We start from the raw sequence: 24,967 nt of genomic DNA, 5'->3' as shown, positions 1-24,967 counted from the left end.
GCAACGAACGGCCTCTATAGTCCTTCTGAGCTCTAGCAAAGGACGTGAGATGACCAGTTCGCGACTTGTTCTCGCCGTGCTCGGCGTGATCGCCGTGGCGGCCACCCTGCCGGCCTGCTCGAGCAAGGGCGGCCAGCCGTCCGCTGGCACAAGCACCAGCGCGGCCCCGCCGAGCACGACCGTCATGGTGGGCGGCAACAAGCACACGATCATGAACAAGGTCGAGTGCACCGCGACGGCGGCGCAACCCAGTGCGACGCCGGCGGAGTCCGGGGACCTGACCACCCGCATCACCGTTCGCGACGATTCGGCGTCGGTGTCGCTGGCGCTGTCGGACGAAAAACCGCCCAGTGTCGACGGTTTCTCCCTGTCGCTCAAGGCGGGAGCCGGCGAGTATCAGCTGCCCTATCAGGCGCCGCAGTCCGCGACCCAGGTGCAGGCCACCAAGGACGGCAAGAGTTACACGGTGACCGGGACGGGCCAGGGGGTGTCGCCGAATCAGGGCGACGTGCACCAGGTGACATTCGGGATCCACGTGACCTGTCCCTGAGCGATGCTTCGAAACCGCCCAAACTTCTTGCGACGCCTGTGAATTATCGAACCGCATCGTGCTGCTCGGCCACCGCGGTCACGATCGCCTGCAGCAGCCGCGCGAGTTGTCCGGCGTCGTTGATGGTGCGGTCGCCCGCGACCAGGCGGGCGAAAACGCCTCCGATGAAGGTGGTGACCGCGGTCGTCTGGGCGGCGAGCAATTCGGGGTCGCTGGTGTCCGGCTGCAGGTGGGCGATGGCGTCGTGCGACATGGCGATGATCCGGCCGACGAAGGACTGCGACATCGCGGCCAGGTCGGGATCGCGGGCGGCGCCCAACAGCAGTTCGTGCCGGGCCCTGTTCAGCATCAACCCGGGCCCGTCGGCCTGCATCATCGTGAGCTCGGCGAGGTGGGCGAACGGCGAGTCCGGATCAAGCGGCCGGTCGATCACCGATTTCAGGTTGGTGACATCGATTTCGGCGACGCGCTTGCCGACGCCCCGCAGCAGGGCCTCCCGGGTGCGGTAGTAGTACGACGTCGTGCCGTCGGGGACCTGGGCGTAGCGGTCCACCTGCCCGTGTGTCAGCCCGCGCGATCCGTGCTCGGCCAGCACCCGGATCGCCGCGTCGCACAGTTCGCGCCGGCGTTGGTCGCCGTCGCGTCTGCGGGGTGTGCTGCCGGCCATCAGCGGAGGACGGTGCCGCCGTCGATGTTGATGACCTGTCCGTTGATCCAGTCGCCCTCGTCGGAGAGCAGAAAGGCCACCAGCGACGCGACGTCGCCGGGATCGCCGACGCGGGTTCCGCGGATGCGTTTCAGCGCGCCCGCCTGCAGGTCCGGCCACTGCGGCGCGGACCGGATGGCCTCGGTCGCGGTGAACCCGGGCGCGACCGCGTTACACCGGATGCCCTCCTTCCCCCAGCGCGACGCGACATGCCGGGTGAGCGCGCCGATCCCGGCCTTCGCGGTGGCATAGGCCGGTCGCGCGGGCTCGCCCTGGAACGCCGCCGCCGATGACATGTTGACGATCGCACCGCCTCCCCGGCCCAGCATGCTCGGGATCGCGTATTTCATGGCGGCCACGTAGCCGCGCAGGTTCACCGCCATCACCCGATCCCAGACGTCGAAGTCGATGTCCACCACGTCCGTATCGAAGCGGATCGTGCCCATGTCCGCGCCGACGTTGAACAGCAGGTCGACGCCGTCGTAGGTGGTGGCGGCGGCGCGCATCAGTTCGGCGACCGAGTCGGGATCCGCCAGGTCGAACCCGACGGCCGCCGCCGTCCCACCGGCGTCGACGATGCGGCCGGCCGTCTGCCGCGCGGCGTCGGCGGCGACGTCACCGATGACCACGCGGCAGCCTTCCTCGCCGAGCCGTGCCGCCGTCGCCGCGCCGATGCCGGTGGCGCCGCCGACGACGACCGCAACCTTGTCGGTCAGACCCCGCAGTCCCATGGGTATTGACTTTACCTCTAGAACTATAGAGGATCGCAAGCCATGGCTGGGATTCACCGGGAGCGTCCCGGAGCGGGCGAGCTGGCCGCGGCGAGCGACACCCCCGCGATATCGCTGGGCGACGGCATCTGGATGTCGCCCGGCGTCTCCAACGCCTATGCGGTGGCCACCAACGACGGACGCGTCATCGTCAACACCGGGCTGGTCTTCGAAGGCCCGTTGCACCGCAAGGCTTTTGCGGCCGTCGCCGGCCCGACCCGGGCGATCGTCATCACCCAGGGCCACGCGGATCATTGGGGTGGGGTGAACTCGCTGCGCGACGATGAGACCCACGTCGTCATGCACCGCAACTACCGCTACTGGCGCGACGACAACGAACGCCTGATGGGCTATCGCGTGCCCAAGACGTCGTTCGCCTTCCAGAAGTTCTCCGACGCCGTGCTCGAGCATTTCAAGACCATCGACCCGGCGACGATCGACTTCTCGTTTCCCGAGCCCACCACGACCTTCGACCGCCGCCACGTGCTGACGGTCGGCGGGCGCGCATTCGAGCTGGCCTGGACGCCGGGCGGCGAGACCACGGACGCGATCGTGGTATGGCTACCCGAGGATCGAATCCTGTTCAGTGGCAATCTGTTCGGCCCGCTGTTCGGCCATGTGCCGAACTTGATGACGATCCGCGGCGACCGCTACCGCGACCCGATCCTCTACATCGAATCGCTGAACACCGTGCTGGCATACGGACCGGAGCGGCTGATTACCGGCCACTTCGACCCCATCGAGGGCGCCGAGCGCATCGCCGAGGAAGTCACCGCGATGCGTGACGCCATGCAGGCCGTGCACGACCGCACCGTCGCACTGATGAATTCCGGCGCCGACCTCTATACAGCGATGCGCGACGTCAAGGTGCCCGAGGCGCTCGACATCGGCGAGGGCTACGGCAAGACCGCCTGGAACGTGCGCGCCATCTGGGAGATGTACACCGGTTGGTTCCGGCATCGCTCCACCACCGAGCTCTACGGTGTCGCACCGGATTCCGTTGCGGCCGACGTCGTCCGTGCCGCCGGCGCCGGCGCGCTGGTGGATGCGGCCCGCGCTCATGTGACCGCCGGGCGGCCCGTGCAGGCCTTGCATCTGACCGACCTGGTCCTGGCCGTCGAGCCCGTCCATGCGGCGGCGCGCGCGGTCGCCGCCGACGCGCACGAAGCGCTTCTGGGCGACACCGAAAACTTCTGGGAAAAAGCCTGGCTCACCAAGTCAATCAAGGAACTGAGGACGCCCGAATGAACTCTGTCAGCTTTGATTTCACCGGCGCCAACGTGCTGGTGACCGGCGGCACCAGCGGCATCGGCAACGCTATCGCCGCCGCGTTCGCCACGGCGGGCGCCGCCGTCACAGTGACCGGCACCCGCGCGTCGGCAGCCGACTATCCGGAGACGGACCTGGGCGCGTTCGCCTACCAGCGGTGCCTGATCCAAGACCCCGGCTCCGTCGACGAACTGGTGGACGCTCTGGGCGACTTGGACATTCTGGTCAACAACGCGGGCGGCCCCTACCCGGCAGGCGACGAGTACGACCCGGACGGCTACGTTGCGTCGGTGGCGCAGAACATGTTCGGCCCCATGCGGCTGACCATGCGCTGCCATGACCGCCTGAAGTCGAGCAACGCCCCCGGCGGCGCCAGCGTCGTCAACGTCGTGTCGATGTCGGCGTTCCGTTCGGCCGTCTTCGTTCCCGGCTACGCCTCGTCGAAGATGGGCCTGATCGCTTTGACGATGAACCTCTCCCGCCGCTGGGCCGACGACGGAATCCGCGTCAACGCCATCGCGCCCGGGCTGATCGACACGCGGATGACGCATCCGGCCATGGCCATCCCCCAAGTGATGGACGTCGAGATCGGCTTCCACACACCGCTGGGCAGACCCGGAACGCCCCAGGATTGCGCCGGCGCCGCGTTGTTCCTGTGCACCGACGCCGCGTCGTACATCACCGGCAGCACCATCGCTGTCGACGGCGGATACCTGACGGTGTGAGCGATGGGCGACTACGACAACGTTACGACCGCGGACGACGTCCTCAAGCTGGCCGCGCAGCGCACCGGCCTCACCGAGGCCGAATCCGATTCGTGGCGTGCGGGATTGCAGCTCATCATCGACGAGGTCAACAACTCGCCGGCGTTCACACCGTTCGGCCGCGACCGCATCCTCACCGATGCCACCGACGCGCTGGGTCGGCGCCTACAAGTGCACGCCTACATCCAGGCCCATCCCGAGGTGCTGGACACGCCGGTCGAGCGGCCACTGATCATCCTCGGCATGCCCCGCACCGGAACCACGGTCATCAGCTACCTGCTGGACCAGGACCCCGCCCGCCGGTCGCTGCTGCACTGGCAGTGCGTCGACCCGGTACCGCCGGCCCCCACCGCGACGCTGCGCACCGACCCGCGGTGCCTGGCGCTGCTGGAGGAGCAGCGCAAGATCCTGGAAATGGTCAAGCAGGCGAAAGTGCCGCTGCCGCACTGGGAAGACGCCGACGGCCCGACCGAGGACATGTTCATCCATAACCAGGACTTCAAAGGCCTGTCCTGGGACTCGTTCCTGTCGACCGCGCGCTACGCCGAATGGCTGTTCGACGAGGCGGACATGACCAGCACCTACGAGTATCAGAAGCGGTATCTGCAGGTGCTGCAGTCCGCCGCCCCGGGCACGTGGAGCCTGAAGATGCCGTCGCATTCGGTGCACATCGAGACGCTGCTGAAGGTTTTCCCCGACGCCCGGCTCATTTGGGCCCATCGCGACCCGTACAAAGCGACGGGGTCGCTGTGCAACCTGTGGAAGCTGCCCAAGGGAATGACACAGCATCCCGAGGCGATCGACCTGGAAGCGATGGGGCGCAACGCGATGTGGCAGATGCGCTACCACGTCGAGCGGCCGCTGCGGACCCGTGAACGCATCGGCGACGACCGCTTCTTTCACATGTACTACCACGAGATGATGCGCGACCCGATGGACGTGATGCGTCGCATCTACGACTGGGCAGGCGACCCGCTGACCGCCGAAACCGAAGCGCGCATGCGGAATTGGCTGGCCGCGCATCCCCAGGATCGGTTTGCCCTCAACAGCTACAACCTCGGTCAATACGATCTGACCGTTGCGCAGCTCGAGCCGATTTTCGCCGAGTACCTCGACACCTTCGACATCGAGCTGGAGGGCACGCCATGAACCCGGCGGACTGCTACCACACCGGGCTCGTGGTCGACGACATGGCCGCCGCAGCGGAACGCCTGACCGCGGTGATGGGCTACCGGTGGACGAAGCCCGTCGAGGCCATGCTGAGCGTCAGGACGGCCGACGGTGACGTCGAGGTGCCCTTCCGGTTCGTCTACTCGGTGGACGCGCCGCACCTGGAACTGATTCAGGAAGTGCCGGGGACGATCTGGGCCGCGCCGCCCGGCGGCGCCGCCCATCACCTCGGCTACTGGGTCGACGATCTCGCAGCGGCCGCGGCGGAGCTGGAACGGACCGGGTACCGGCTGGAGGCGCGGCCCAGCGGTGACGCGCTGACGACGTTCGCGTACTACACCGACCCCGGCGGGGTGCGCATCGAGATCGTCGACCGGGCGCTGTTTCCCGACTGGCCGGGATTCCTGAAATCGATGGCGGCCTAGGTCATTACGGCAAGGAGTCGAGCGGTGAAGGTTTCAATGGTGACGGGCCCCGGCACGGCCGAGGTGGTGGACGCGGACCGCCCGCGCGTCGGCCCGCGCGACGTACTGGTCCGAATGCGCGCGTGCGGCATCTGCGGTTCCGACGCGTTTTACATCACGATCGGCGGTGTCCCTCCGCGCCAGGGGCACATGCCGCTCGGGCACGAGCCGGCCGGGGAAGTCACCGAGGTCGGCGGTGACGTGTCCGGCGTCGCGGTCGGGGACCACGTCGTCGTCAACCCCATGGCCGCCCCGAGCGGCATCATCGGCAACGGCGGGGCCAGCGGGGCGCTCTCCGAGTACCTGCTGATCGAGAACGCCGTCCGCGGAACCAGTTTGGAGGTCATCCCCAACCACATTCCGTGGGAGGTCGCCGCGCTCAACGAGCCGATGGCCGTCGCGCGCCACGGCGCCAACCGCTGCAAACCCAAGCCGTCGGACAAGGTCCTCGTGTTCGGCGCCGGCCCGGTCGGGCTGGGTGCGACGCTGGCCTTCAAATCCCTTGGCGTAAGCCACGTTGTGGTCGCGGACCTGATTCCCACCCGGCTGGACAAAGCGCTGCAAATCGGTGCCGACGCCGTCATCAACTCCGCCGAGGAGAATGTCGTGCAGCGACTCATCGAGCTGCATGGTGCGGGTGAAAGCATGTTTCCCGGAAAGGCGGGCACCGACATCTACCTCGACGCCGCGGGCGCACCCGCCGTCGTCAACACCGCGCTGACGGCCGCCAAGAAGGGCGCCACCCTCGCCATCGTCGGCGTGCACAAGGAGCCGGTTCCCGTCGAGTTCGTCAACGTGATGAGCAACGAGATCACCATCCTCGGAAGCATGGGCTATCCCGACGAGATCTTCGAGGTGACCAAGGATCTCGTCGCGAATTGGGAGAAGTATGCGCTGATCGTCAGCCACACCATTCCGTTTGACAATGTCGGCGAGGCGCTCGAACTTGCCCACACGCCCGGCGCCGCGGACAAGGTCGTCGTCACGTTCCCCTAGCGTGGCGGTTGTCCAACCGCGACCACCTCTGCGATGCTGGCAGCTTGGACATCTTCGCGGAGTGGCAAAAAGGCGGGACCGAGCTGCGGTGGCGGTCGACGACGGCGGCCAACGACGGGCAGGAACTCACGGTGTTCAGCCGCCGGTGCGGCACGCCCGGGGCGCCCGCGCTGGTGCTGGTGCACGGCTTTCCGACGTCGAGCATCGACTATTTCGCCCTGGCCGGCGAACTGGCTTCCGACTTCGACATGTTCACGCTGGACTTTCCCGGCTACGGGTTGTCCGAGAAGCCGCCGGCGCCGCACGTCTATTCGCTGTTCGACGACGCGCGCCTGCTCGTCTACGCGATCACCCAGGTGTGGAAGCTGACCGAATTCCGCATGCTCACGCACGATCGCGGCAGTAGCGTCGGCATGATCGCGCTGGAGATGCTGGCGGCCCAGGACCCGCCCGCCGTGCCCGTCGACCTCATCATGACGAACGCCAACATCTATCTGCCGCTCTCGAACCTCACCGTGTTCCAGACTGCCTTGCTCGACCCCGCGACCGGGCGAGACACCGCGGCCGCGACCACGCCGGAGATGCTCGCGGCCGGCCTGGGCGTCAGCACCTTCATGCCCCGGCGGACGCTGGGAGATCCGGAGATCGCCGCGCTGGCGAGGTGTTTCGCCCACAACGACGGGATCCGCGTGCTGCCGGACACGATTCAATACCTCAACGAGCGCTCGGCGGGTGAAACCGGTTGGCTGGAGGCGCTTTCCAAGAGCCCGGTCGACACCACCGTGGTGTGGGGCATCCACGACAACGTCTCGCCCCTACGGGTTCCCAACTACGTCTGGCAGACGTACCTGAAGAGCAAGCCCGGCCGCAACCGCTACTGGGTGCTGCCGAGCGCCGACCACTACCTGCAGTGCGACGCCCCCGATCAGCTGGCCCAGATCGTTCGCCTCACCGCACAGGGCGGCGACATCCCGCTCCAGACGCTCGGGAATCAGCCCGGCGGCGCCGTGCTGGTCGACGAAAGCGCCTCCTAGAGTCTCGAAAGCCGCGCTAGCGTGGCGCTCGGGCTCGAGCGTGACGCTAGCGCGGCGCTCGAGCGCTACCCCTCGGTGACGACGGGCAGGCGCGCCCACCCGCGCACGCTGGCGGTGTGGGCGCGTTCGGCGTTGGCGTAGTCGACCTCCCAGTCGGGCCAGCGTTTGAGGACCTCCTCGAAGGCCACCCGGGCCTCCATCCGGGCCAGCGCCGAGCCGAGGCAGAAGTGCAGGCCCTGCCCGAAGCTGAGGTGCCCGCCCTGGCGGTGGATGTCGAAGCGGTCCGGATCGGGGAAATGGCGTTCGTCGCGGTTGGCGGAACCGTTGAGCAGCAACATGAACGACCCCTCCGGCACCGCGCGGCCGTAGTGCTCGGCATCGCGGGCAACGTAGCGCGCCTGCACCGGCGACGGCGGCTCGTAGCGCAGCGTTTCCTCGACCGCGCCGGGGATCAGCGACGGATCGGCCGCGAGTTCGCACCGCTGGTCCGGGTGATCCGACAGCAGCTGACCCATGAAACCGATTAATCGAGCCGTGGTTTCGTTGCCGGCGCCGGCGATCATGGCCGTGTAGGCCAGCACCTCCGTCCGCGACAGGGGGCGCCGCGTGCCGTCGGGCTCGTCGATCTCCGCGCGCAGCAGGTCGGTCATCAGGTCGTCGGATGGATGCCCGGCGCGCCATTCGATGTACTCGGCGAACATCGCGATGGTGTCCGCGAACAGATTCGGGTTGACCTCACCGGGCTTGCGCCCCTCGGCCATTTCGATGAAGGCGCCGTTGCGATCTCGGATGTTCGCCTGGTCCTGCTCGGGGATGCCCAGCAGATAGCCGATGGTCCGCATCGGCATCATCGCCCCGAGGTCCGCGATGAAGTCGAAACCGCCGGCGCCGATCAGCGGGTCGAGTTCGCGGACACAGAATCCGCGCACCATGGACTCGACGGCCAGCATGCGGCGCGGCGTGAACACCCGGGACAGCAGGCGGCGATGCAGGTCGTGCAGCGGCGGATCCTCGAACAGCAGGATGCCCGGCGGCACTTCGATGTTGTTGAACAGGATGTCGGCAGTTGTCCCCCGGCCGGATCGATAGGTCTCCCAGTTCGGCAGCTCGCGTGCCACGTCCTCGTACCGGCTCAGCGCGTAGAAGTTGTACTTCTCGTTGTAATACAACGGCGCCTCTTCGCGCATGCGCTTCCACACCGGGTACGGGTCGTCGTCGATGGCGACGTCGTATGGGTCGTAGTACAGCTCGGCTGAACGTAACATCTGGCCTCTCAATCGTTTCGGTGCAGGAAGCCGTGCAGGATCGCCTGGACGAGCTCCTCGACGATCACTTCCCTCGGCGGCTGCTTGCTTCCGAAATAGGTCGAACGCAGCGCGGCCATGCCGGCGATCATCGCCACCGTCGAATGCGCCGGCAGGTCGGGGTGATCCGACCGCAACCCGCGCAGGTGCATGCCCTCGGCGCTGATCTGGCCGAGCACGGTGATGGCCCGCCGGACGTCGTCGATGCCGGCGTCGGCCTTTTCCTCGTCGCTGAGCGCCTCCGATGCCATCAGGGTCAAAAGCAGACCCTGGTGTTCCACGAACACGTCGTAGAGCTGCCCGACGAAATGGCCCGCCAGCTCCTCCTCCTTGGTCTCCTCGGGCACGACGGACTGCCACGTGCGGCCGAATTCGTCGACGAAGCTGGTGAAGGGCGAGACGAGGGCCTCGCGGAACAGCGCCGCCTTCGAGCCGAAGTGCCGAAACAGCAGATGTTCGGTTACGCCTGCGGCCTGGGCGATTTCGCGCGTGGTGGTGCCGCGGTAGTCCTGGCGCGCGAAGAGGTCTCGGGCGGCGTCGAGCAGCAGTTTGCGCGGCGCGCCGCGGGGGCGGCGCGTCGCCGCGGTGACTGCGGGTCGCTGGGGCACGACTTTTAAGATAGCATGCACTATCTTGAGGTTCGAACCCGTTACCGGAAGGGGCGCGGACGTGGGCGCAGTCATCATGCTCGGCACGCTGTTCGGGTTGATCGTCCTGATCTTCGGCCTGGTGCTGCGCTTCGACCCCGAAGCGCGCCGCTCCCCCGGACGCGACGGCGATCGATGAGCGCCGGGATGACGCCCTTGCTGAAGGCCTCAATGGGCTTTGCCTACGTCACGGGCATCGCGTTTTTCGTCGTCGGTGTCTACCTGAGCATCCGCCGGCGGCGCACCCACCCCCTCCTGCTGCTGTGCGTCTCGGCGATCTCGTTCTCCTGGATCGAGGCACCGTACGACTGGGCGATGTACGCCCAGTTCCCGCCCGCCCTGCCCCGGATGCCGTCGTGGTGGCCGTTGAACATGACATGGGGCGGCCTTCCGTCGTCCGTGCCCATCGGCTACATGTCGTACTTCGTGCTGCCCGCGATCGTCGGCGCGGGGCTGGGGCGATGGCTGAGCGCAAAGTTTCAGTGGCGCAGGCCACCCACCCTTCTCGTGGTCGGGCTCGTCGTCGGCTTCTGCTGGGCGCTGCTGTTCAACGGGTTCCTCGGCGCCAAATTGGGCGTCTTCTACTACGGCCTCGTGATCCCCGGGCTTGCGATACGCGAAGGGACCATTCACCAGTACCCGCTTTACGACTCCGTCGCGATGGGCATCCAGATGATGGTCTTCACGTACCTGCTCGGACGGACCGACGCGCAGGGACGCAACGTCATCGAGATGTGGGCCGATAACAGGACAAAGACCCGTCTGCAATCGTCGGCGCTGTCGATAGCCGCCGTCGTCGTCATCGGAAACCTGCTCTATGGCGCGGTTTTCGCGCCGCACCTCGCGACGAAGCTGGGCGGCTGGGTGACCGCGGGGCCGACGGGCGAGTTGTTCCCGGGCGTGCCGAACCAACCCAAGTAGCCGCGACCTAGCCGGTGAACACCGGCAGCTTCGCCCATCCCCGCACGCTGGTCGTGTGGGCCTTGCCGGCGTTGGCGTAGTCGACTTCCCAATCCGGCCAGCGCTTGATGACCTCCTCGAGCGCGACCCGCGCCTGCATCCGCGCCAAGGCCGATCCCATGCAGAAGTGCAGCCCGTGGCCGAAGCTGAGGTGGGTGTCGCCGCGATGGATGTCGAATTTGTCGGCGTCCGGGTACCTGCGTTCGTCCCGGTTGGCGGATCCGTTGAGCAGCAACATGATCGAGCCCTCGGCAACCGTCGTGCCGTGGCATTCGACGTCGCGGGCGACGTAACGCGCCTGCACCGGCGAGGGCGCTTCGTAGCGCAGGGTCTCCTCGATGGCCATGGGGATTAGCGATGGGTCGGCGACGATTTGCCGCCGCTGGTCGGGGTGCTCGGCGAGGAGTTGGCCCAGGAATCCGATCAGCCGCGTCGTGGTCTCGTTGCCCGCGCCGGCGATCATGCTGGTGTACTGCAACACCTCGACCCGCGTCAGCCGCCGGGCCCCGCCGTCGTCCTCGACCTGGGCGTTGAGCAGCTGGGTCATCAGGTCGTCCGACGGGTGGTCGACCCGCCAATCGATGTAGTCGGCGAACATCTCGTAACTTCGCTCGAAGAATTCTTTCGTGGCGGGCCGGAACGTGGCGTCTTTCAGGGTGAGCTGGCGGCCGCCCTTGTCGCGGATCGCTTCCTGACTGTCTTCGGGGATGCCCAGCAGGTAGCCGATCGTGCGCATCGGGACCATCGCGCCGAGGTTCTCGATGAAGTCGAACCGGCCCGTCCCCACCAGCGGGTCGAGCGCGCGTGCGCAGAACGCACGGGTCAGCGGTTCGATCGACTCCATCCGGCGGGGCGTGAAAACCTTTGAGAGCAAACGGCGATGCAGATCGTGAATCGGTGGATCCTCGAAGAGGATGATTCCGGGCGGAACCGCCAGGCCGCTCTTGATGATCTCGATCGTGGTGCCGCGGCCCGACCGGTAGGTGTCGAAGTTCATCAGCTCGCGGGAGACGTCCTCGTAGCGGCTCAGCGCGTAGAAGCCGTACTTGTCGTTGTGGTACAGCGGCGCCTCGTCGCGCAGCCTCTTCCAGATCGGGTACGGATCGTCATCGATGTCGAAATCGAAGGGGTCGTAGTAGACCTCGGCGGTGCCCGCTCCGGTCATAGCGGCGCCTTTGTCTCCGACAGCGCCTCCGGCAGGACGACCTCCCCCACGCGCTTGAGATAGGGCCACGCGACTTCGGGCGGCAGCCCGCCGCACAGCGGCGAAAGGTTGAGTATCTGCCCGGCCCGGACTCGCGAAATCGCTTCCGGCACAGAGATAATGACGTGCGATCCCTGCTTGTCGCGCAGTTCGTCGACGGTCTGGACGTGCGAGAAGCCGGCCGTCGTCTCGTCCCCGGGATTCCACGCGGCATAGGTTCGCACGTCGTGCAACAGGTGCTCGCCGAGCTCTTTCCACGCCCGGTCCACGTCGTCGGCGACGAAAACGACCGAGGGGGTGTCGCGGCCGGGAAACATCGTCGGCCCGGGCGTGTGGCCGTGTTCGCGGCAGGCCTGCTCGTAGGCCTCCTGGATGCCGGGTTCGTTGGCGTTGCCGAGCATGCCCAGCCCGTACCTGCCGGCGCGGCGCGCCGCCGCCAGCGTTCCACCTCCCCACATCATCGACGGGCCGCCCACACTCAGCGGCGTGGGTGTCACCGTGATGCGACGCCCGTTGTCGTCAACGGATTCCCCGGCGAGCAACCGGCGCAACAGCCCGAGCTTTTCGTCGGCGAGCCGCCCGCGCTTCCTGATGTCCAAGCCGAAGTGCTCGAACTCCTCGGGCCGGTATCCAAGCGCCAGGGTGTAGGTCGCCCGCCCGCCGCTGACGATGTCGAGGACCGCCATGTCCTCGGCCAGCCGGACCGGATCGTAGAACGGCAGAATCAGGATCAGGTTCATCGCCAGCCGTTGTGTGCGCGCCGCAATGGCCGGCGCCAGGATCATCGGCGACGGCAGGTAGCCGTCCTCGGACCCGTGGTGCTCACACAGCACGGCGGCAAGACCGCCATGATCCTCGGCCCACGCGCACATCTCGGGCACGGCGCCGTACAGCGCTGCTGGCGGCGCCCCCCACGACGGGGCACGCATGTCGAAGCGCAGTGTGAACACAAGCAACTCCTAGACAACCTAATATTTGTATCGCGTACGGTACGTGCCTGCCGAGAGCTGCGTCAACGCCTAGTCAAAGACGTGCCGCGGCAAAGTCGTCGGGATGTCCAACGAGCTGATCAGCCCCGGCGGCGCGTCCACTACGTACGGGATCGCGTTGACCACCCGCATGGCCGTGGCGGTCATGGCCGCACGACCCGCGCCGTGGCCCTCCGCCGCGCCGAGGGTCAACACGCAGTGGACATCCGGGTCGCCCTCGATGTCGACCCGGTAGGTCGCGTCGCAATCCGAAGCGGGCCAGTCCGGGGCGACGTCGCGGGCCATCCGGATGACGTGCTCGATCACGATGGCCTCGCGGCCGCGCACCACCCCCGCGGCCCGGGTGCGCACCGCGCCGCAGGTGCCCGCCTTGACGGTGCCGAACGCCACCTCGATGTCGCGATCGGTGAGTTCCCGCTCGAACGAACCCCGCACCTCGTCCACCTCGACACCGAGGCCGCCGGCGATCAGGCATATCGGTGCCTTCCAAGCCATTTCGATGAAGCCGGGTGTCTTGAGCATGGGCTCGAAATCCAGTGGGCGGCCGAAGCCCAAGCCTTCCATCATCACGTCGGCCACCGGGTAGTGGTCGTTCAGCGCGACCTCGCTCGCGGTGATGGTGCGGATGCTCTTCGACTGCGTCGTCATCAGCAACGCCAGCTGATCGGAGGCGAAACCCGGAAAGATGCCCGAGACGTACAGCGAAGCACCGCCGGACTTGGCCGCGGCCTCGAGCTGGTCGCGCCAGTCCGGGGCGAAGTACGACGGCGGGTACACCAGGCTCGTCGACGACGTCGACACGACGTTGATGCCCGCCTCCAGGAGGCGTAGGTAGTCGGGCACCGCGGCGCCGTCGCGTTCGGGACCGCTCGCGGCGTAGACCACGGCGTGGGGTGCCAGGGCGATCAACGCGTCGGCATCGTCGGAGGCCGTCACCCCCAGCGGCCCGACGCCGGCCAGCTCGCCGGCATCCCTGCCGACCTTGTCGGGCGAATGCACCCATACACCAATGAGTTCCAGGTCCGGTCGGCGGTTGATCGCGTCGACCGCGATCTTGCCGACTCCCCCGGTGGACCACACGACGATGCGCATGAGCACTCTCCTTACTGGTGCGCCCGCGCCGCGGCCACGGCGCGTTCGAGGTAGGGCCACGCCACTTCCGGTGGGACGCCACCGCACAGCGGGTGCAGCGGCAGGGGTCGCCCGCCGCGCACGTAGCCGGTCGCCTCCGCGGGTGTGAAGATGCGGTAGGGGCCGTCCTCGGCGCGAAGCGCGGCCACGCTGTCGGCGCGGGTGATGCTGGCCACCGACTCGTCGTGGGGCCGGTACGACGCCGCCGTCATCGCGTCGTGCAGCAGATGGGGCCCAAGGACGCCCCAGGCCTCGTCGGTGTCGTCGGCGACGAAAACCGCTGTGGGAGCGCCCCGGTCGGGAAACTGGATCATTCCGGGCTGGTGTCCGTGGGCGCGGCACTGTTCTTCATAGAACTCCTTCAGTCCGGGCCGGTCGGTCTGGGAGACGAACCCGAGGCCCAGGGCGCCGGCGCGCCGGGCGGCGGCCTTGCTGCCGCCGGCGATCAGCATCGTCGGGCCGCCGGGCGACCCGCACCCCGGCGTGACGCGCACGGTCCGCCCGCGGTATTCGACGGGCTCGCCGCGCACCAGCGGGCCGAGCACGGCGAGGATCTCGTCCGCCGCCCGGCCGCGAATGGCCATCTCGACGCCGAAGTGCTCGTATTCCTCGCGTCGATGCCCGACCCCGAACGCGTAGGACACCCGGCCCCGGCTGATCAGGTCGAGGACGCTCATCTCCTCGGCGAGCCGCACCGGATCCCACAGCGGGATGGGCACCGCGGCCAGCAGTATCGCCAGGGTGTGCGTCCTGGCCGCGATCGCCGAGGCCAGCGTCAGCGGGGCGGGCAGGTGACCGTCGTCGGCCCCGTGATGCTCGGAGAGAATCGCCAACACAGCGCCGCGGGTCTCCGCCCACGCGCACATGTCGATCGCCCCGGCGTAGAGGTCCGCGGCCGGCGCGGCCCAGCCGGGAGCGCGCATATCGAACCTGAGCGTGAACACTGACAGCACCATAACCTAAGATTTGTTCACTAAGATAGTGTCCGCTTTCTTAAGTCCTTGACCGCTTTCGCTTGCGGCTGTTAGCTTGCGACGTAAGAGCAACGGCCGCCTCGGCTTTCATCGCGCGCACCTGAGAGGAGCAAGATGACCGCTCATCGCGTGGTGGTATGGGCGACCGGCGGCATCGGCTCGATCGCCATCCGCGCCATCCAGCGGCGCCCCAACCTGGATCTGGTCGGCGTGTGGGTGCACTCGGACGAGAAAGTCGGCAAGGACGCCGGCGAACTGGCCAACGGCGAGCCGATCGGCCTTGCCGCCACCAACGACGCGGACGCGCTGATCGCCCTGAAACCCGACTGCGTGATCTACGCGGCCAGCGGCCCGGAACGCGACGCGCTCGCCATCCCGGATTACGTGATGCTGCTCGAGGCGGGCATCAACGTCGTCACGACCAGCACCACGCGGCTGGTCAACCCGCACGCCTACGAACCCGCGGAGTGGCGCGACCAACTCGTCGCCGCGGCCAGGCGGGGGCAGGTGTCGCTGTACGCGTCGGGCATCGAGCCCGGGTTCGCCGCCGATTACCTGCCCTTGGTGCTGTCGACGCAGTCGTCGTCGATCGAGAAGATCCACGCGTTCGAAATCGGCCTGTACGACGACTACGGGGTGCCCGACATCATGAGCGACGCGCTGGGTTTCGGCCGCCCGCTCGAATACCAGCCCTGGATCGGCTATCCGGGCGCGATCGCCGGCGAATGGCAGGGGCAAATCCGGTTGGTCGCCGACGCGCTGGGGGTCGAAGTCCAGGAAGTGCGCGAGAGTTTCGACCGGGCGGTGACCAACCGGACGCTGGAAGTTGCGATGGGCACCGTCGCGGCCGGGACGTGCGGCGCGCTGCGCATGCAGGCGATCGGGGTGGTCGACGGTCGCGAGGCCATCGTCATCGAGCATGTGACCCGGCTCGCGCACGACGTCGCCCCCGATTGGCCGACCGGGATCGGCGACCTGTCGTACCGCATCGCGATCACCGGCGACCCCGACATCGAGTGCACCCTGGCGGCCACGCTGAAAGATCCGCGCAAGGCCGGGATCGCGGGCATGACGTCCGGGGCGGGCGCGATGGTCGCTACCGCGATGCGCGTCGTCAACGCCGTGCCGTATGTCGTTGCGGCGGAACCCGGGCTGCTGAGTTCGGTCGACCTGCCGCTGACGATTCCAAAGTACGCGTTCGCTACGTGATCTGGCTTAATCTGCCCGAGTGACGTTTAATCCGCTCGAAGAACTCACGCTGCAACAGTTGCGAGCCCGCACCAGCATGAAGTGGCGCGCGCACCCGGCCGACGTGGTGCCGCTGTGGGTCGCGGAGATGGACGTCCAGCTCGCGCCCACGATCGCCGATGCCCTCCGCGCAGCCATCGACATTGGCGATACCGGCTATCCCGCCGGCCACGCGTTCGCCGAGGCGGTCGGCGAATTCGCTTCGCGGCGTTGGCAATGGCACGACCTGGAGGTGGGCCGCACCGCGACCGTTCCGGACGTCATGCTCGGCATCGTCGAGACGCTGCGTCTGGTCACCGACCGCGGCGACGCCGTCGTCGTCAACTCACCGGTGTACGCGCCGTTCTACGCTTTCGTCACGCACGACGGCCGGCGCGTGATCGAATCGCCCCTGGACGCCGAGGGCCGAATTGATTTGGGCGCCTTGGAGGAAGCGTTCGCGCGTGCGTGCACTTCGGGCGGGCAGGCCGCCTACCTGTTGTGCAATCCGCACAACCCGACGGGGGCGGTGCACACCTTCGACGAACTGCGCGGGGTCGCCGAACTGGCCCGCCGGTTCGGAGTCCGGGTGGTGTCGGACGAGATTCACGCACCGGTCATCCTCCCCGGTGCACGCTTCGTCCCGTATCTAACCGTTCCCGGTGCCGAGAACGCGTTCGCCCTGACGTCGGCTTCGAAGGCGTGGAACCTGTCCGGGCTGAAGGCGGCCCTGGCCATTGCCGGTCCGGAGTCGGCCGCGGACCTGCACCGCATGCCGGAGGAGGTCGGGCATGGGCCGAGCCACCTCGGCATCATCGCGCACGCCGAAGCGTTCCGCAGCGGCGGTGAGTGGCTCGACGCGCTGTTGGCGGGCCTGGACGCGAACCGGGCCTTGCTGGGCGATCTGGTCGCCGAGCACCTGCCCGACGTGAAATACCGACGGCCGCAAGGCACTTACCTCGCCTGGCTCGATTGCCGGGCGCTCGGGTTCGACGAAGAGGAAACCGGGAGGCTCGCCGTGGTCGCCGATCTATCGGGCCCCGCCCGGTGGTTCCTCGATCACGCCCGCGTCGCGCTCAGTTCGGGCCACGTCTTCGGTACCGGCGGAGCCGGGCACGTGCGGCTGAACTTCGCTACCTCGCAAGCGATTCTCACCGAGGCCGTATCGCGAATGGGCCGCGCCCTTGCGCAGCGATGAGCGCCGAAGTTCTTCTTAAACAGCGATTTTCAGAGGGCGGGGATTTCCTCGGCGCCGCGGCGGCCGAGGTTTCGGAAGCCCTCGGCTGGCTTCTTGAGGCCCAGGAGGAACGGCAGCGTACTCAATTCGAACTTCGTCGTCTTTCCCAGCCGCCCGAAGAAGCCGCGTTCCGGCACGGTCGGCGCCACCTCCGACGTCGCGAGGTCGATGTAGTGCGTCGAGGTGTTTCCGATCCCGGCGAAGTCGTGGATCAGCGGCTTGCACAGGCCGCGGGTCGATTCGTCGAGGCACTCGGCCACGGGGTCGGTCATCAGCACGTATTCAGCTACGGGTACCGAGTTTTTCAGCATCCGGTGGACGAGGATGACGTCGACACCGGCGAGCTCGGTGTGGCGTTTGACCCGCTGCTCGGCCACCTCGCCCTGGTGGACGACGAATTTGAGCGACAGCTTGTCCAGCTGTACGCAGCTTGCACACTCGCAGGCGATGTCGGCTTTGAAGTGCTCCCGCTTCGCGAGGAACGACCGGCGCATCCGTGACAGCCGGTCACACACCAGCACTTTGGCATTGCCGTCGGGCTCCCAGAAGAACGCGGCGTCGCCCTCCAGTTTCGCCAGCTTTAGCCCTTTACCAGCATCGATAACCGCCTCCAGCAGCCCGGCCACCGTCTGCTGCGCGTGCGCCAGGTGCGTCCGGTTCCAATTCATGTAGTCGGTGTATCCGCTGATGTCGGCGATCAGCAGAACCGCGTGCCGGATGGCCATGAATTTTGGAGTGTAGTGGCCCCCACTGACAGCCTCAATGAAATCTCGTACTGGACGAAGGGGCGTTCGGAGAGAGAGGCTTGCAGAGGTGCCCGCTCACCGGAGGAGCTGAATGTGGATGTGCTGCGAACCCCGGATTCCCGATTCGAAAACCTGGAGGGCTATCCGTTCGTAGCGAACTATCTCAACGTGGCAGCAAGCGACACCCAGCCGCTGCGAATGCACTTTCTCGACGAGGGTCCAGCGGATGGCCCGCCGATCGTGCTGCTGCACGGCGAGCCCACGTGGAGCTACCTGTACCGGACGATGATTCCGCCGCTGGCCGATGCCGGAAACCGCGTGCTCGCGCCTGATCTGATCGGCTTTGGCCGCTCCGACAAGCCCAGCAGGATCGAGGATTACACCTATCTGCGGCACGTGGAGTGGGTGACGTCGTGGATCGAGCGCCTCAACCTGAAGGACGTCACGCTGTTCGTCCAGGACTGGGGATCGCTCATCGGTTTGCGCATCGCCGCCGAGCAAAGTGATCGGATATCGCGGCTGGTAATCGCCAACGGTTTTCTCCCGACGGCCCAGCAACGCACCCCGCCCGCTTTCTATGCGTGGCGGGCCTTCGCGCGCTACTCCCCCGTGCTGCCCGCCGGCCGCCTGGTGTCCGTCGGCACCGTCCGCAGGGTTCCGACCAAGGTGCGGGCCGGCTACGACGCGCCCTTCCCGGACAAGACGTATCAGGCCGGGGCCCGCGCGTTCCCGCAGTTGGTGCCGACTTCTCCCCACGATCCCGCGATTCCGGCCAACCGCGCCGCCTGGAAAGCCCTGGGCCAATGGGACAAACCCTGCCTGACCATCTTTGGGTATCGCGACCCGATCCTCGGCGCCGCCGACCGTGCCCTGATCAAGCACATCCCGGGCGCGGCCGGCCAGCCGCATGCCCGCATCAACGCCAGCCATTTCATTCAGGAAGACAGCGGCCCTGAGCTGGCCGATCGCATCGTCGCCTGGCAGCAGGCGGTGCGATAGGTTCGCCTAACACTGCTGCCCACAATCGAAATCGGCATCCACGCCCGGGGCCGCCGCCGCCGACTCCCGACCTCACCGACTCACACTGCGCGACCCGCTGAAACACAGGTAGTTTCCAGTAACTTCCCAGATTGAGCAATCGGGTGGCGCCTTGGCGCCGCTTTAATACGCTGGTTGATTGTTCAAAGCAATCTCATACGGGACAAAAATGCTCACACGGTTCGCTCATAGTGCTTGCACCCGTGGCGACGGGACATTCTGAGGCCAGGCACGGGTCAACGATGTCAGAGCGAATCGTAAGCCGGCAGGCAGAAGAGCAGGCCCTCGTCGGCTTTCTTGATTCAGCACTCCTGGAACCGTCCGCGTTGGTCATCGAGGGCGAACCGGGCATCGGTAAGACGACACTCTGGCTCGACGCTGTGGAAAGGGCGCGCGAGCGCGGCTTCCGTGTTCTCACCAGCCGCGCCGCGCCCGCCGAGTCGGTGCTGGCCTACGCCGCGCTGGCGGACCTGCTGAGCCACGTCGACCACTCGCTATGGGCAGAGCTGCCAGGACCACAGCAACAGGGCTTGGATGCGGCTCTTTTGCGTCGCCGCAACGACACTCAGGACACCGATGCGCGGGCGGTGGCAGCGGCGTTCGTGGCCATCATCGACCGACTCGCCACCGAGGGCCCGATCATGCTCGCCGTCGACGACCTGCAGTGGGTGGATACCTCTAGCGCCAACGTCATATCGTTCGCGGCGCGCAGACTTCCAGAGGGTGCGGCGTTGTTGTGCACGGTACGGGCGGATGAGGCGGCGCTGCGGGTACAGCTTCCCAGTCCGGACGCGACCCGCCGAATCCGACTGCAGCCGTTGACAGTCGGCGAACTACACCAGCTCCTTATGCTTCGGTTGGGTAGCTCGCTGGCCCGTCCCCTATTACTGCGAGTTCACGAAATCTCTGGCGGAAACCCGTTTTTCGGATTGGAACTGGCTCGCGAAATCGAAACTGACGGTCGCACCACTGAGTTGAGCTTGCCGAGTAGCCTCGGCGACCTGGTGAGCTCGCGAATCGGTCGGGCCGGCGCTGACGCTGAAGACGCGCTGCTCGCGATGGCCAGCCTTCCGGACCCCACCGTGCAGGTGGTCGCCCAAGCAATCGGCACCGCGTCGGATCGCGTCGTGGATTTGCTCGGCGAGGCCGAAACCCAGGGGGTAGTAGCTATCGACGGCAACCGCCTGCGATTCACCCATCCGATACTCGCCCATGGCGTGTATAGCGGTGCAGCGCCGCGCCGCCGCCGCGCAATGCACCGCCGCCTGGCCGAACTCGTCACCGAACCCGAACTGCGGGCGCGGCACCTCGCCCTGTCTGACACCGTCGGCGAACCGCAAACCATGGAAGCCCTCGACACCGCCGCAGACATCGCCCGCAGTCGGGGAGCTCCCGCCGCGGCAGCCGAACTGCTTGAACTGGCAATCAGCCTGGAGGGAGACACGCCCGAGCGCCGGATCCGTTGTGCCCATAGCTATTTCTTCGCCGGCGATCACCAACGCGCCCGGCAGCTCCTCGAACAGTGCGTCCAACGACTGGCGCCCGGAACCCTGCGGGCCGAAGCAGTCAGTTTGCTCGCCGTTGTGCGCCTGTACGACGAGGGCTACCTCGAGGCGGCCGATTTGTTACAACGCGCACTCAGCGAAGTGGGCGACGAACTCAATTTGCGGGTCCCCGTATTAGTCATGTTGTCATGGGCGCTGTTCAACGCGGGTCGCCTCGACGAAGCTGTGGCTACTGCCCATGATGCCGTCGCGTGCGCCGAGGGGCTTGGGGAATCGCATCCCCTGAGCCAGGCGCTGAGCATGCGTGTTCTGATGGACTTCCTTCGCGGCGATGGCTTCGATGAGGCCAGCATGCAAACCGCACTTGAGTTGGCCGACAACGAGTTCTACGCGCCGATACCTTTCCGGCCTAAAGTTCACAACGCGCTGCTGCTCGCTTTCACCGGGCAGCTCGAACGGGCCAGTTCGGAAATGCGGTCAATTCGGCGAGATGCCATGGAAAACGGCGATGAAGGCGAATTGAGCATTGTTACCTTCCACCGTGTCCTTGTCGAATGCTGGCTCGGCAACTTCGTCGACGCCAATCTAGCGGCCGAAGACACCATGGAGATTGGGCTGCAAGTCGGCCGCGATGTGGCGGTCATATCCGCCCTGATCGCCCGCGGGTGGCTCGGCGCTTATGCCGGGCGCGAGCCCGAGGTCCGGCGCGACGTCGCGGACGCGCTGGCAGCCAGCCAACGCAGCGGTACGTTCCGGCTGGTCCGGTGGGCCATCACGGCGTTGGGGTTTCTGGAGCTATCACTGGGCAATTCCCAAGCGGCGCTTGACACTCTGCAGCCGCTGCTCTCCGATTTTTGGGCGGCGCCGGATTCGACTGAGATCGTTGCGGCCTCCTCCGTACCCGATGCCGTCGAGGCGATGATCAACCTGGGCCATCTCGACGACGCCGAGCCACTGATCGAAGCTCTGGAGCGCAACGGGCGTCGACTCGACCGCGCCTGGATGCTCGCAGCGGGCGCGCGTTGTCGCGCCATGCTGCTCGCCGCACGCGGCGAGCTCATCGCAGCCACCACGACGGCCGAGCGCGCAATGAGCGAACACGACCGCCTTCCGATGCCATTCGAGCGGGCCCGAACACAGCTGCTGCTCGGTCAGCTGCAACGTCGGCAACGCCACCGCGACGCTGCGACAACCACACTGCGCGCGGCGATGGATACCTTCGAGCGGCTCGGCACCACGTTGTGGGCCGATCGCGTCAAAGCCGAAATGGCCAGAGGCATCTCGGGCCGCCGTCGCGCCGAGGGACTTACCCCATCCGAACAGCGCGTCGCCGAGCTGGCGGTATCGGGCATGACCAACCGAGACATCGCCGCAGCGTTATTCATCAGCCCCAAGACCGTCGAAGTCAACCTCAGCCGCATCTACCGCAAGCTCAACATCCGCTCCCGCATGGAGCTCTACCGAGCACTTGAGCCCAGCGGCGAATCCGAACCACCCAGACAGTAGGAAATGGTGGAGCGAATCGTCAGCCGACAGGCAGAGGAGCGGGCCCTCGCCGACTTCCTTGACTCGGCGCTCCGCGAGCCGTCTGCCCTGGTCATCGAGGGCGAAGCTGGTATCGGCAAAACGACACTTTGGCTGGACGCGGTTGCCCAGGCCGGCGAGCGGGGTTTCCGCGTGCTGGCCAGTCGAGCGGCGGCCGCCGAATCGGTACTGGCCTACAGTGCGCTGGCAGACCTGCTCAGCCGTGTCGACACCTCCATCTGGGCGGACCTGCCCGCACCACAGCAACACGGCTTGGACGCCGCCCTGCTCCGCAACCGAGACGGCACGCACAACACTGATGCGCGTGCAGTAGCTGCGGCATTCCTCGCTGTAATCACCCGGCTCGCGACTCAGGACCCACTGGTGATCGCCATCGACGACCTTCAATGGCTGGATACCTCCAGCGCCAATGCGGTGTCGTTCGCCGCGCGAAGACTTCCCCCCGGCGCAGCCTTATTGTGTACGACACGTACCGAAGAACCAGCATTGCGACCGCAGCTTCCCAGCCCCGACGCCGTGCAGCGAATCCAACTGCAACCATTGACAGTTGGCCAACTACACCAACTGCTCGCGGATCGACTGGGTAGCTCACTTGCCCGGCCCATGTTGTTACGCGTTCATGAAATTTCGGGCGGAAATCCATTCTTCGCGTTGGAGCTGGCGCGCGAAATCGAAACTGATCGTCGCACAACCGAGTTGAGCTTGCCGAATAGCCTCAGCGACCTCGTAGCCTCACGAATCGGCCGCGCCGGCGCGGGCGCTGAAGATGCGCTGCTTGCCATCGCCAGCCTCCCCGATCCGACAGTGCAGATGGTCGCCCAAGCGGTCGGCACCGCGCCAGATCGGGTCGTGGAGTTGCTCGGCGAGGCCGAAGCTCACGCAGTGGTGGCTGTCGATGGCAACCGCGTTCGGTTCACCCACCCGATTCTGGCGCATGGTGTGTACAGCGGTGCAGCGCCGATACGCCGCCGCGTGATGCACCGCCGGCTGGCCGAGCTCGTCTCCGAACCCGAACTGCGTGCTCGTCACCTCGCCCTATCCGATGCAACCGGCGAATCTCAAACGGTAGAGGCTCTTGACACGGCAGCAGAGATCGCCCGCGGCAGGGGAGCCCCCGCCGCCGCCGCTGAGCTCCTGGAGTTAGCGATCGGCCTCGGGGCCGATACTCCGGAGCGTTGGATCCAATCGGCCGCTCACCACTTCGCTGCCGGAGACCCGGCAAGAGCCCGAAAGGCGCTTGAACAAACCATCTCCCAGCTCTCGCCCGGCGTTCTGCGAGCAGAGGCGTTTTACTTGCTCGGTGTAGTACGCCTCTGCAACGACAGTCACGCCGAGGCCGCCGCGTTGTTCGACCGCGCCCTGGCGGAAGTGGGCGATCAGCTTGCACAGCGGGTTCAGATTTCGATCATCCTATCGTTTACGCTGTTCGACTCCGGTGACCTCCGTAGCGCGATAAAGAGTGCACAGAACGCCGTGCAGCATGCCGCCGAACTCGGGCAGCCGCAGCCGATGAGCCACGCGCTCAGCATGCTGGTCATGTTGGCCTTCATGCACGGTGACGGCGTTGACGAGGGCGGGCTGCGACGGGCGCTCGAAGCCGAGGACCCCGACGCCGATATCCCACTGATGTGTAGGCCGAGCATGCAACATGCCCTTCTGCTGAGTTTCACGGGTCGGCTCGACGAAGCCGCCCAACATTTGATGTCCATCCGGCAACGCTGCGGTGTTCGTGGCGAAGAAGGCGACCTGCCATACGTCACGTTCTTCAGCGCCTTGGTCGAGATGTGGAGGGGCAACTTTCACGAAGCGACCGTTATCGCCGAGGACGCGATGGACCGGGCGCTGCAAGTGGGTGGCGACATCCCGATCGTCGTGGCCCAAACGATCAGAGGACTCCTCGCCGCCTACGTCGGTGACGAGGACGCCGCCCGTAGTGACATCGGCGCGGCACTTCCAGTAAGCCAGCGGTGTGGCATGTACCGCTTGTCGGTCTGGCAAATTTCCGCGTTAGGTTTTCTAGAAGTATCGCTCTGCAACTACGAAATCGCGCTGACTACGCTGGAACCTCTCCTGGCCCGTCTCCATTCGGCTTTGGGAGGGACGGAGATCTACGTCGCGGGATTTGTGCCCGACGCCGTGGAGGCTCTGATCGGTTTGGGCCGCTTCGATGACGCCGAGCCGTTGGTAGAGGCCCTCGAACGCAACGGCAGCCGGCTGGACCGCGCGTGGATGCTGGCCGTCGGCGCGCGCTGCCGGGCGATGCTGCAGGCAAGTCGCGGCGACCTGCCGGCGGCGACCGCGACCGCCGAGCGCGCCATGACCGAACACGAACGGCTGCCCATGCCGTTTGAACGGGCGCGCACTCAATTTTTGCTCGGCCAGCTCCAACGACGTCAGCGCCACCGCGACTCTGCGGCGGCCACATTGCGCGATTCACTGCAAACCTTCGAAGAACTCGGAACCAGGCTATGGGCCGACCGCGTCAAAGCCGAACTGGCACGAGGCATGTCCGGCAGGCAGCGCGCCGAAGGACTTACTCCCTCCGAGCAACGCGTCGCCGAGCTGGCCGTGACGGGCATGACCAACCGAGACATCGCCGTCACACTGTTCATCAGCCCCAAAACCGTCGAAGTCAACCTCAGCCGCATCTACCGCAAACTCAACATCCGCTCCCGCATGGAGCTCTACCGAGCGCTTTCGCCCACCCACGAATCCGAATCACCCAAACAGTAGAAAA

22 protein-coding genes are annotated in these 24,967 nt (G+C 66.6%); 13 read left to right on the top strand and 9 right to left on the bottom strand.

The features are described from left to right. The first annotated feature begins 49 nt into the window (after positions 1–49). Entirely contained in the window at positions 50–550 is a 501-nt protein-coding gene (locus A5655_RS17190) for a lipoprotein LpqH (protein WP_067011912.1), read from the top strand. Positions 551–593: 43 nt separating this feature from the next. Here A5655_RS17190 and A5655_RS17185 read toward each other — a convergent pair whose 3' ends face one another. Continuing rightward, positions 594–1,217, bottom strand: coding sequence for a TetR/AcrR family transcriptional regulator (locus A5655_RS17185; protein WP_067011910.1), 624 nt, complete (start codon positions 1,215–1,217; stop codon positions 594–596). Then, positions 1,217–1,987, bottom strand: coding sequence for an SDR family NAD(P)-dependent oxidoreductase (locus tag A5655_RS17180; protein ID WP_067011908.1), 771 nt, complete (start codon positions 1,985–1,987; stop codon positions 1,217–1,219). The genes A5655_RS17185 and A5655_RS17180 overlap by 1 nt, the downstream gene beginning before the upstream one ends. A gap of 42 nt (positions 1,988–2,029) precedes the next feature. On the opposite strand from A5655_RS17180, the gene A5655_RS17175 reads away from it, so the two are divergent. From A5655_RS17175 to A5655_RS17150, 6 genes are read left to right on the top strand one after another with little or no spacing between them, the layout of a single operon-like run. Continuing rightward, positions 2,030–3,274 (top strand): alkyl sulfatase dimerization domain-containing protein, encoded by a 1,245-nt coding sequence (locus A5655_RS17175; RefSeq protein WP_067011907.1) that lies wholly within the window; start codon positions 2,030–2,032, stop codon positions 3,272–3,274. Continuing rightward, positions 3,271–4,020, top strand: coding sequence for an SDR family NAD(P)-dependent oxidoreductase (locus A5655_RS17170; RefSeq protein WP_067011905.1), 750 nt, complete (start codon positions 3,271–3,273; stop codon positions 4,018–4,020). The genes A5655_RS17175 and A5655_RS17170 overlap by 4 nt, the downstream gene beginning before the upstream one ends. Positions 4,021–4,023: 3 nt before the next feature. Then, positions 4,024–5,208: a sulfotransferase gene (locus tag A5655_RS17165; RefSeq protein ID WP_067011903.1), complete on the top strand. Its 1,185-nt coding sequence runs from the start codon at positions 4,024–4,026 to the stop codon at positions 5,206–5,208. After that, positions 5,205–5,654: a VOC family protein gene (locus A5655_RS17160; RefSeq protein WP_067011901.1), complete on the top strand. Its 450-nt coding sequence runs from the start codon at positions 5,205–5,207 to the stop codon at positions 5,652–5,654. Before A5655_RS17165 ends, A5655_RS17160 begins: the two co-directional genes overlap by 4 nt. A gap of 24 nt (positions 5,655–5,678) precedes the next feature. Beyond that, positions 5,679–6,689 carry a zinc-binding dehydrogenase gene (locus A5655_RS17155; RefSeq protein WP_067011899.1) on the top strand — a complete coding sequence of 337 codons (1,011 nt, stop codon included), beginning with the start codon at positions 5,679–5,681 and terminating at the stop codon, positions 6,687–6,689. Between the two features lie 44 nt (positions 6,690–6,733). Next, a complete protein-coding gene (locus tag A5655_RS17150) occupies positions 6,734–7,723 on the top strand; it encodes an alpha/beta fold hydrolase (RefSeq protein WP_067011896.1) in 990 nt (329 codons plus the stop codon). Positions 7,724–7,788: 65 nt separating this feature from the next. Here A5655_RS17150 and A5655_RS17145 read toward each other — a convergent pair whose 3' ends face one another. Together A5655_RS17145 and A5655_RS17140 are read right to left on the bottom strand one after the other, a co-directional pair. After that, positions 7,789–8,988: a cytochrome P450 gene (locus tag A5655_RS17145; RefSeq protein WP_067011895.1), complete on the bottom strand. Its 1,200-nt coding sequence runs from the start codon at positions 8,986–8,988 to the stop codon at positions 7,789–7,791. An 8-nt stretch (positions 8,989–8,996) separates the two neighbouring features. Beyond that, a complete protein-coding gene (locus tag A5655_RS17140; RefSeq protein WP_231999185.1) occupies positions 8,997–9,635 on the bottom strand; it encodes a TetR/AcrR family transcriptional regulator in 639 nt (212 codons plus the stop codon). A gap of 174 nt (positions 9,636–9,809) precedes the next feature. On the opposite strand from A5655_RS17140, the gene A5655_RS17135 reads away from it, so the two are divergent. Further along, positions 9,810–10,595, top strand: coding sequence for a spirocyclase AveC family protein (locus tag A5655_RS17135; RefSeq protein ID WP_067011893.1), 786 nt, complete (start codon positions 9,810–9,812; stop codon positions 10,593–10,595). A gap of 7 nt (positions 10,596–10,602) precedes the next feature. Here A5655_RS17135 and A5655_RS17130 read toward each other — a convergent pair whose 3' ends face one another. From A5655_RS17130 to A5655_RS17115, 4 genes are all read right to left on the bottom strand, one after another. Beyond that, positions 10,603–11,799, bottom strand: a complete 1,197-nt coding sequence (locus A5655_RS17130; protein WP_067011891.1) for a cytochrome P450 — start codon at positions 11,797–11,799, stop codon at positions 10,603–10,605. Further along, positions 11,796–12,788, bottom strand: a complete 993-nt coding sequence (locus A5655_RS17125; protein WP_067011889.1) for an LLM class flavin-dependent oxidoreductase — start codon at positions 12,786–12,788, stop codon at positions 11,796–11,798. The genes A5655_RS17130 and A5655_RS17125 overlap by 4 nt, the downstream gene beginning before the upstream one ends. A 69-nt stretch (positions 12,789–12,857) precedes the next feature. Then, the gene (locus A5655_RS17120) at positions 12,858–13,919 is read right to left on the bottom strand and encodes a dihydrodipicolinate reductase (protein WP_067011887.1); all 1,062 of its coding nucleotides are present in this window, start codon (positions 13,917–13,919) and stop codon (positions 12,858–12,860) included. Between the two features lie 11 nt (positions 13,920–13,930). Next, positions 13,931–14,902: an LLM class flavin-dependent oxidoreductase gene (locus A5655_RS17115; RefSeq protein WP_067012009.1), complete on the bottom strand. Its 972-nt coding sequence runs from the start codon at positions 14,900–14,902 to the stop codon at positions 13,931–13,933. A 144-nt stretch (positions 14,903–15,046) separates the two neighbouring features. Between A5655_RS17115 and A5655_RS17110 the strand changes: the two genes are divergently transcribed. Next, entirely contained in the window at positions 15,047–16,141 is a 1,095-nt protein-coding gene (locus A5655_RS17110; RefSeq protein ID WP_067011885.1) for a dihydrodipicolinate reductase, read from the top strand. A gap of 76 nt (positions 16,142–16,217) precedes the next feature. Continuing rightward, positions 16,218–17,357, top strand: a complete 1,140-nt coding sequence (locus A5655_RS17105) for a MalY/PatB family protein (protein ID WP_369807229.1) — start codon at positions 16,218–16,220, stop codon at positions 17,355–17,357. Between the two features lie 29 nt (positions 17,358–17,386). Here the strand turns inward: A5655_RS17105 and A5655_RS17100 are convergent, their stop codons facing one another. Beyond that, complete coding sequence (locus A5655_RS17100; protein ID WP_067011881.1) at positions 17,387–18,121, bottom strand: DUF2652 domain-containing protein; 735 nt, start codon at positions 18,119–18,121, stop codon at positions 17,387–17,389. A 114-nt stretch (positions 18,122–18,235) separates the two neighbouring features. On the opposite strand from A5655_RS17100, the gene A5655_RS17095 reads away from it, so the two are divergent. From A5655_RS17095 to A5655_RS17085, 3 genes are all read left to right on the top strand, one after another. Next, complete coding sequence (locus tag A5655_RS17095; RefSeq protein ID WP_067011879.1) at positions 18,236–19,141, top strand: haloalkane dehalogenase; 906 nt, start codon at positions 18,236–18,238, stop codon at positions 19,139–19,141. 281 nt (positions 19,142–19,422) lie between these two features. Then, the gene (locus A5655_RS17090) at positions 19,423–22,191 is read left to right on the top strand and encodes a LuxR family transcriptional regulator (RefSeq protein ID WP_067011877.1); all 2,769 of its coding nucleotides are present in this window, start codon (positions 19,423–19,425) and stop codon (positions 22,189–22,191) included. A 3-nt stretch (positions 22,192–22,194) separates the two neighbouring features. Then, positions 22,195–24,963: a LuxR family transcriptional regulator gene (locus tag A5655_RS17085; protein ID WP_067011875.1), complete on the top strand. Its 2,769-nt coding sequence runs from the start codon at positions 22,195–22,197 to the stop codon at positions 24,961–24,963. The last annotated feature ends 4 nt before the right edge of the window (positions 24,964–24,967 follow it).

Origin of the sequence: Mycobacterium sp. 1081908.1 (assembly GCF_001673535.1) — a bacterium.
Lineage (GTDB): Bacteria > Actinomycetota > Actinomycetes > Mycobacteriales > Mycobacteriaceae > Mycobacterium.
The sequence above is the reverse complement of the archived record's forward strand: the minus strand, read 5'-3'. Positions and strand labels throughout refer to the sequence as shown.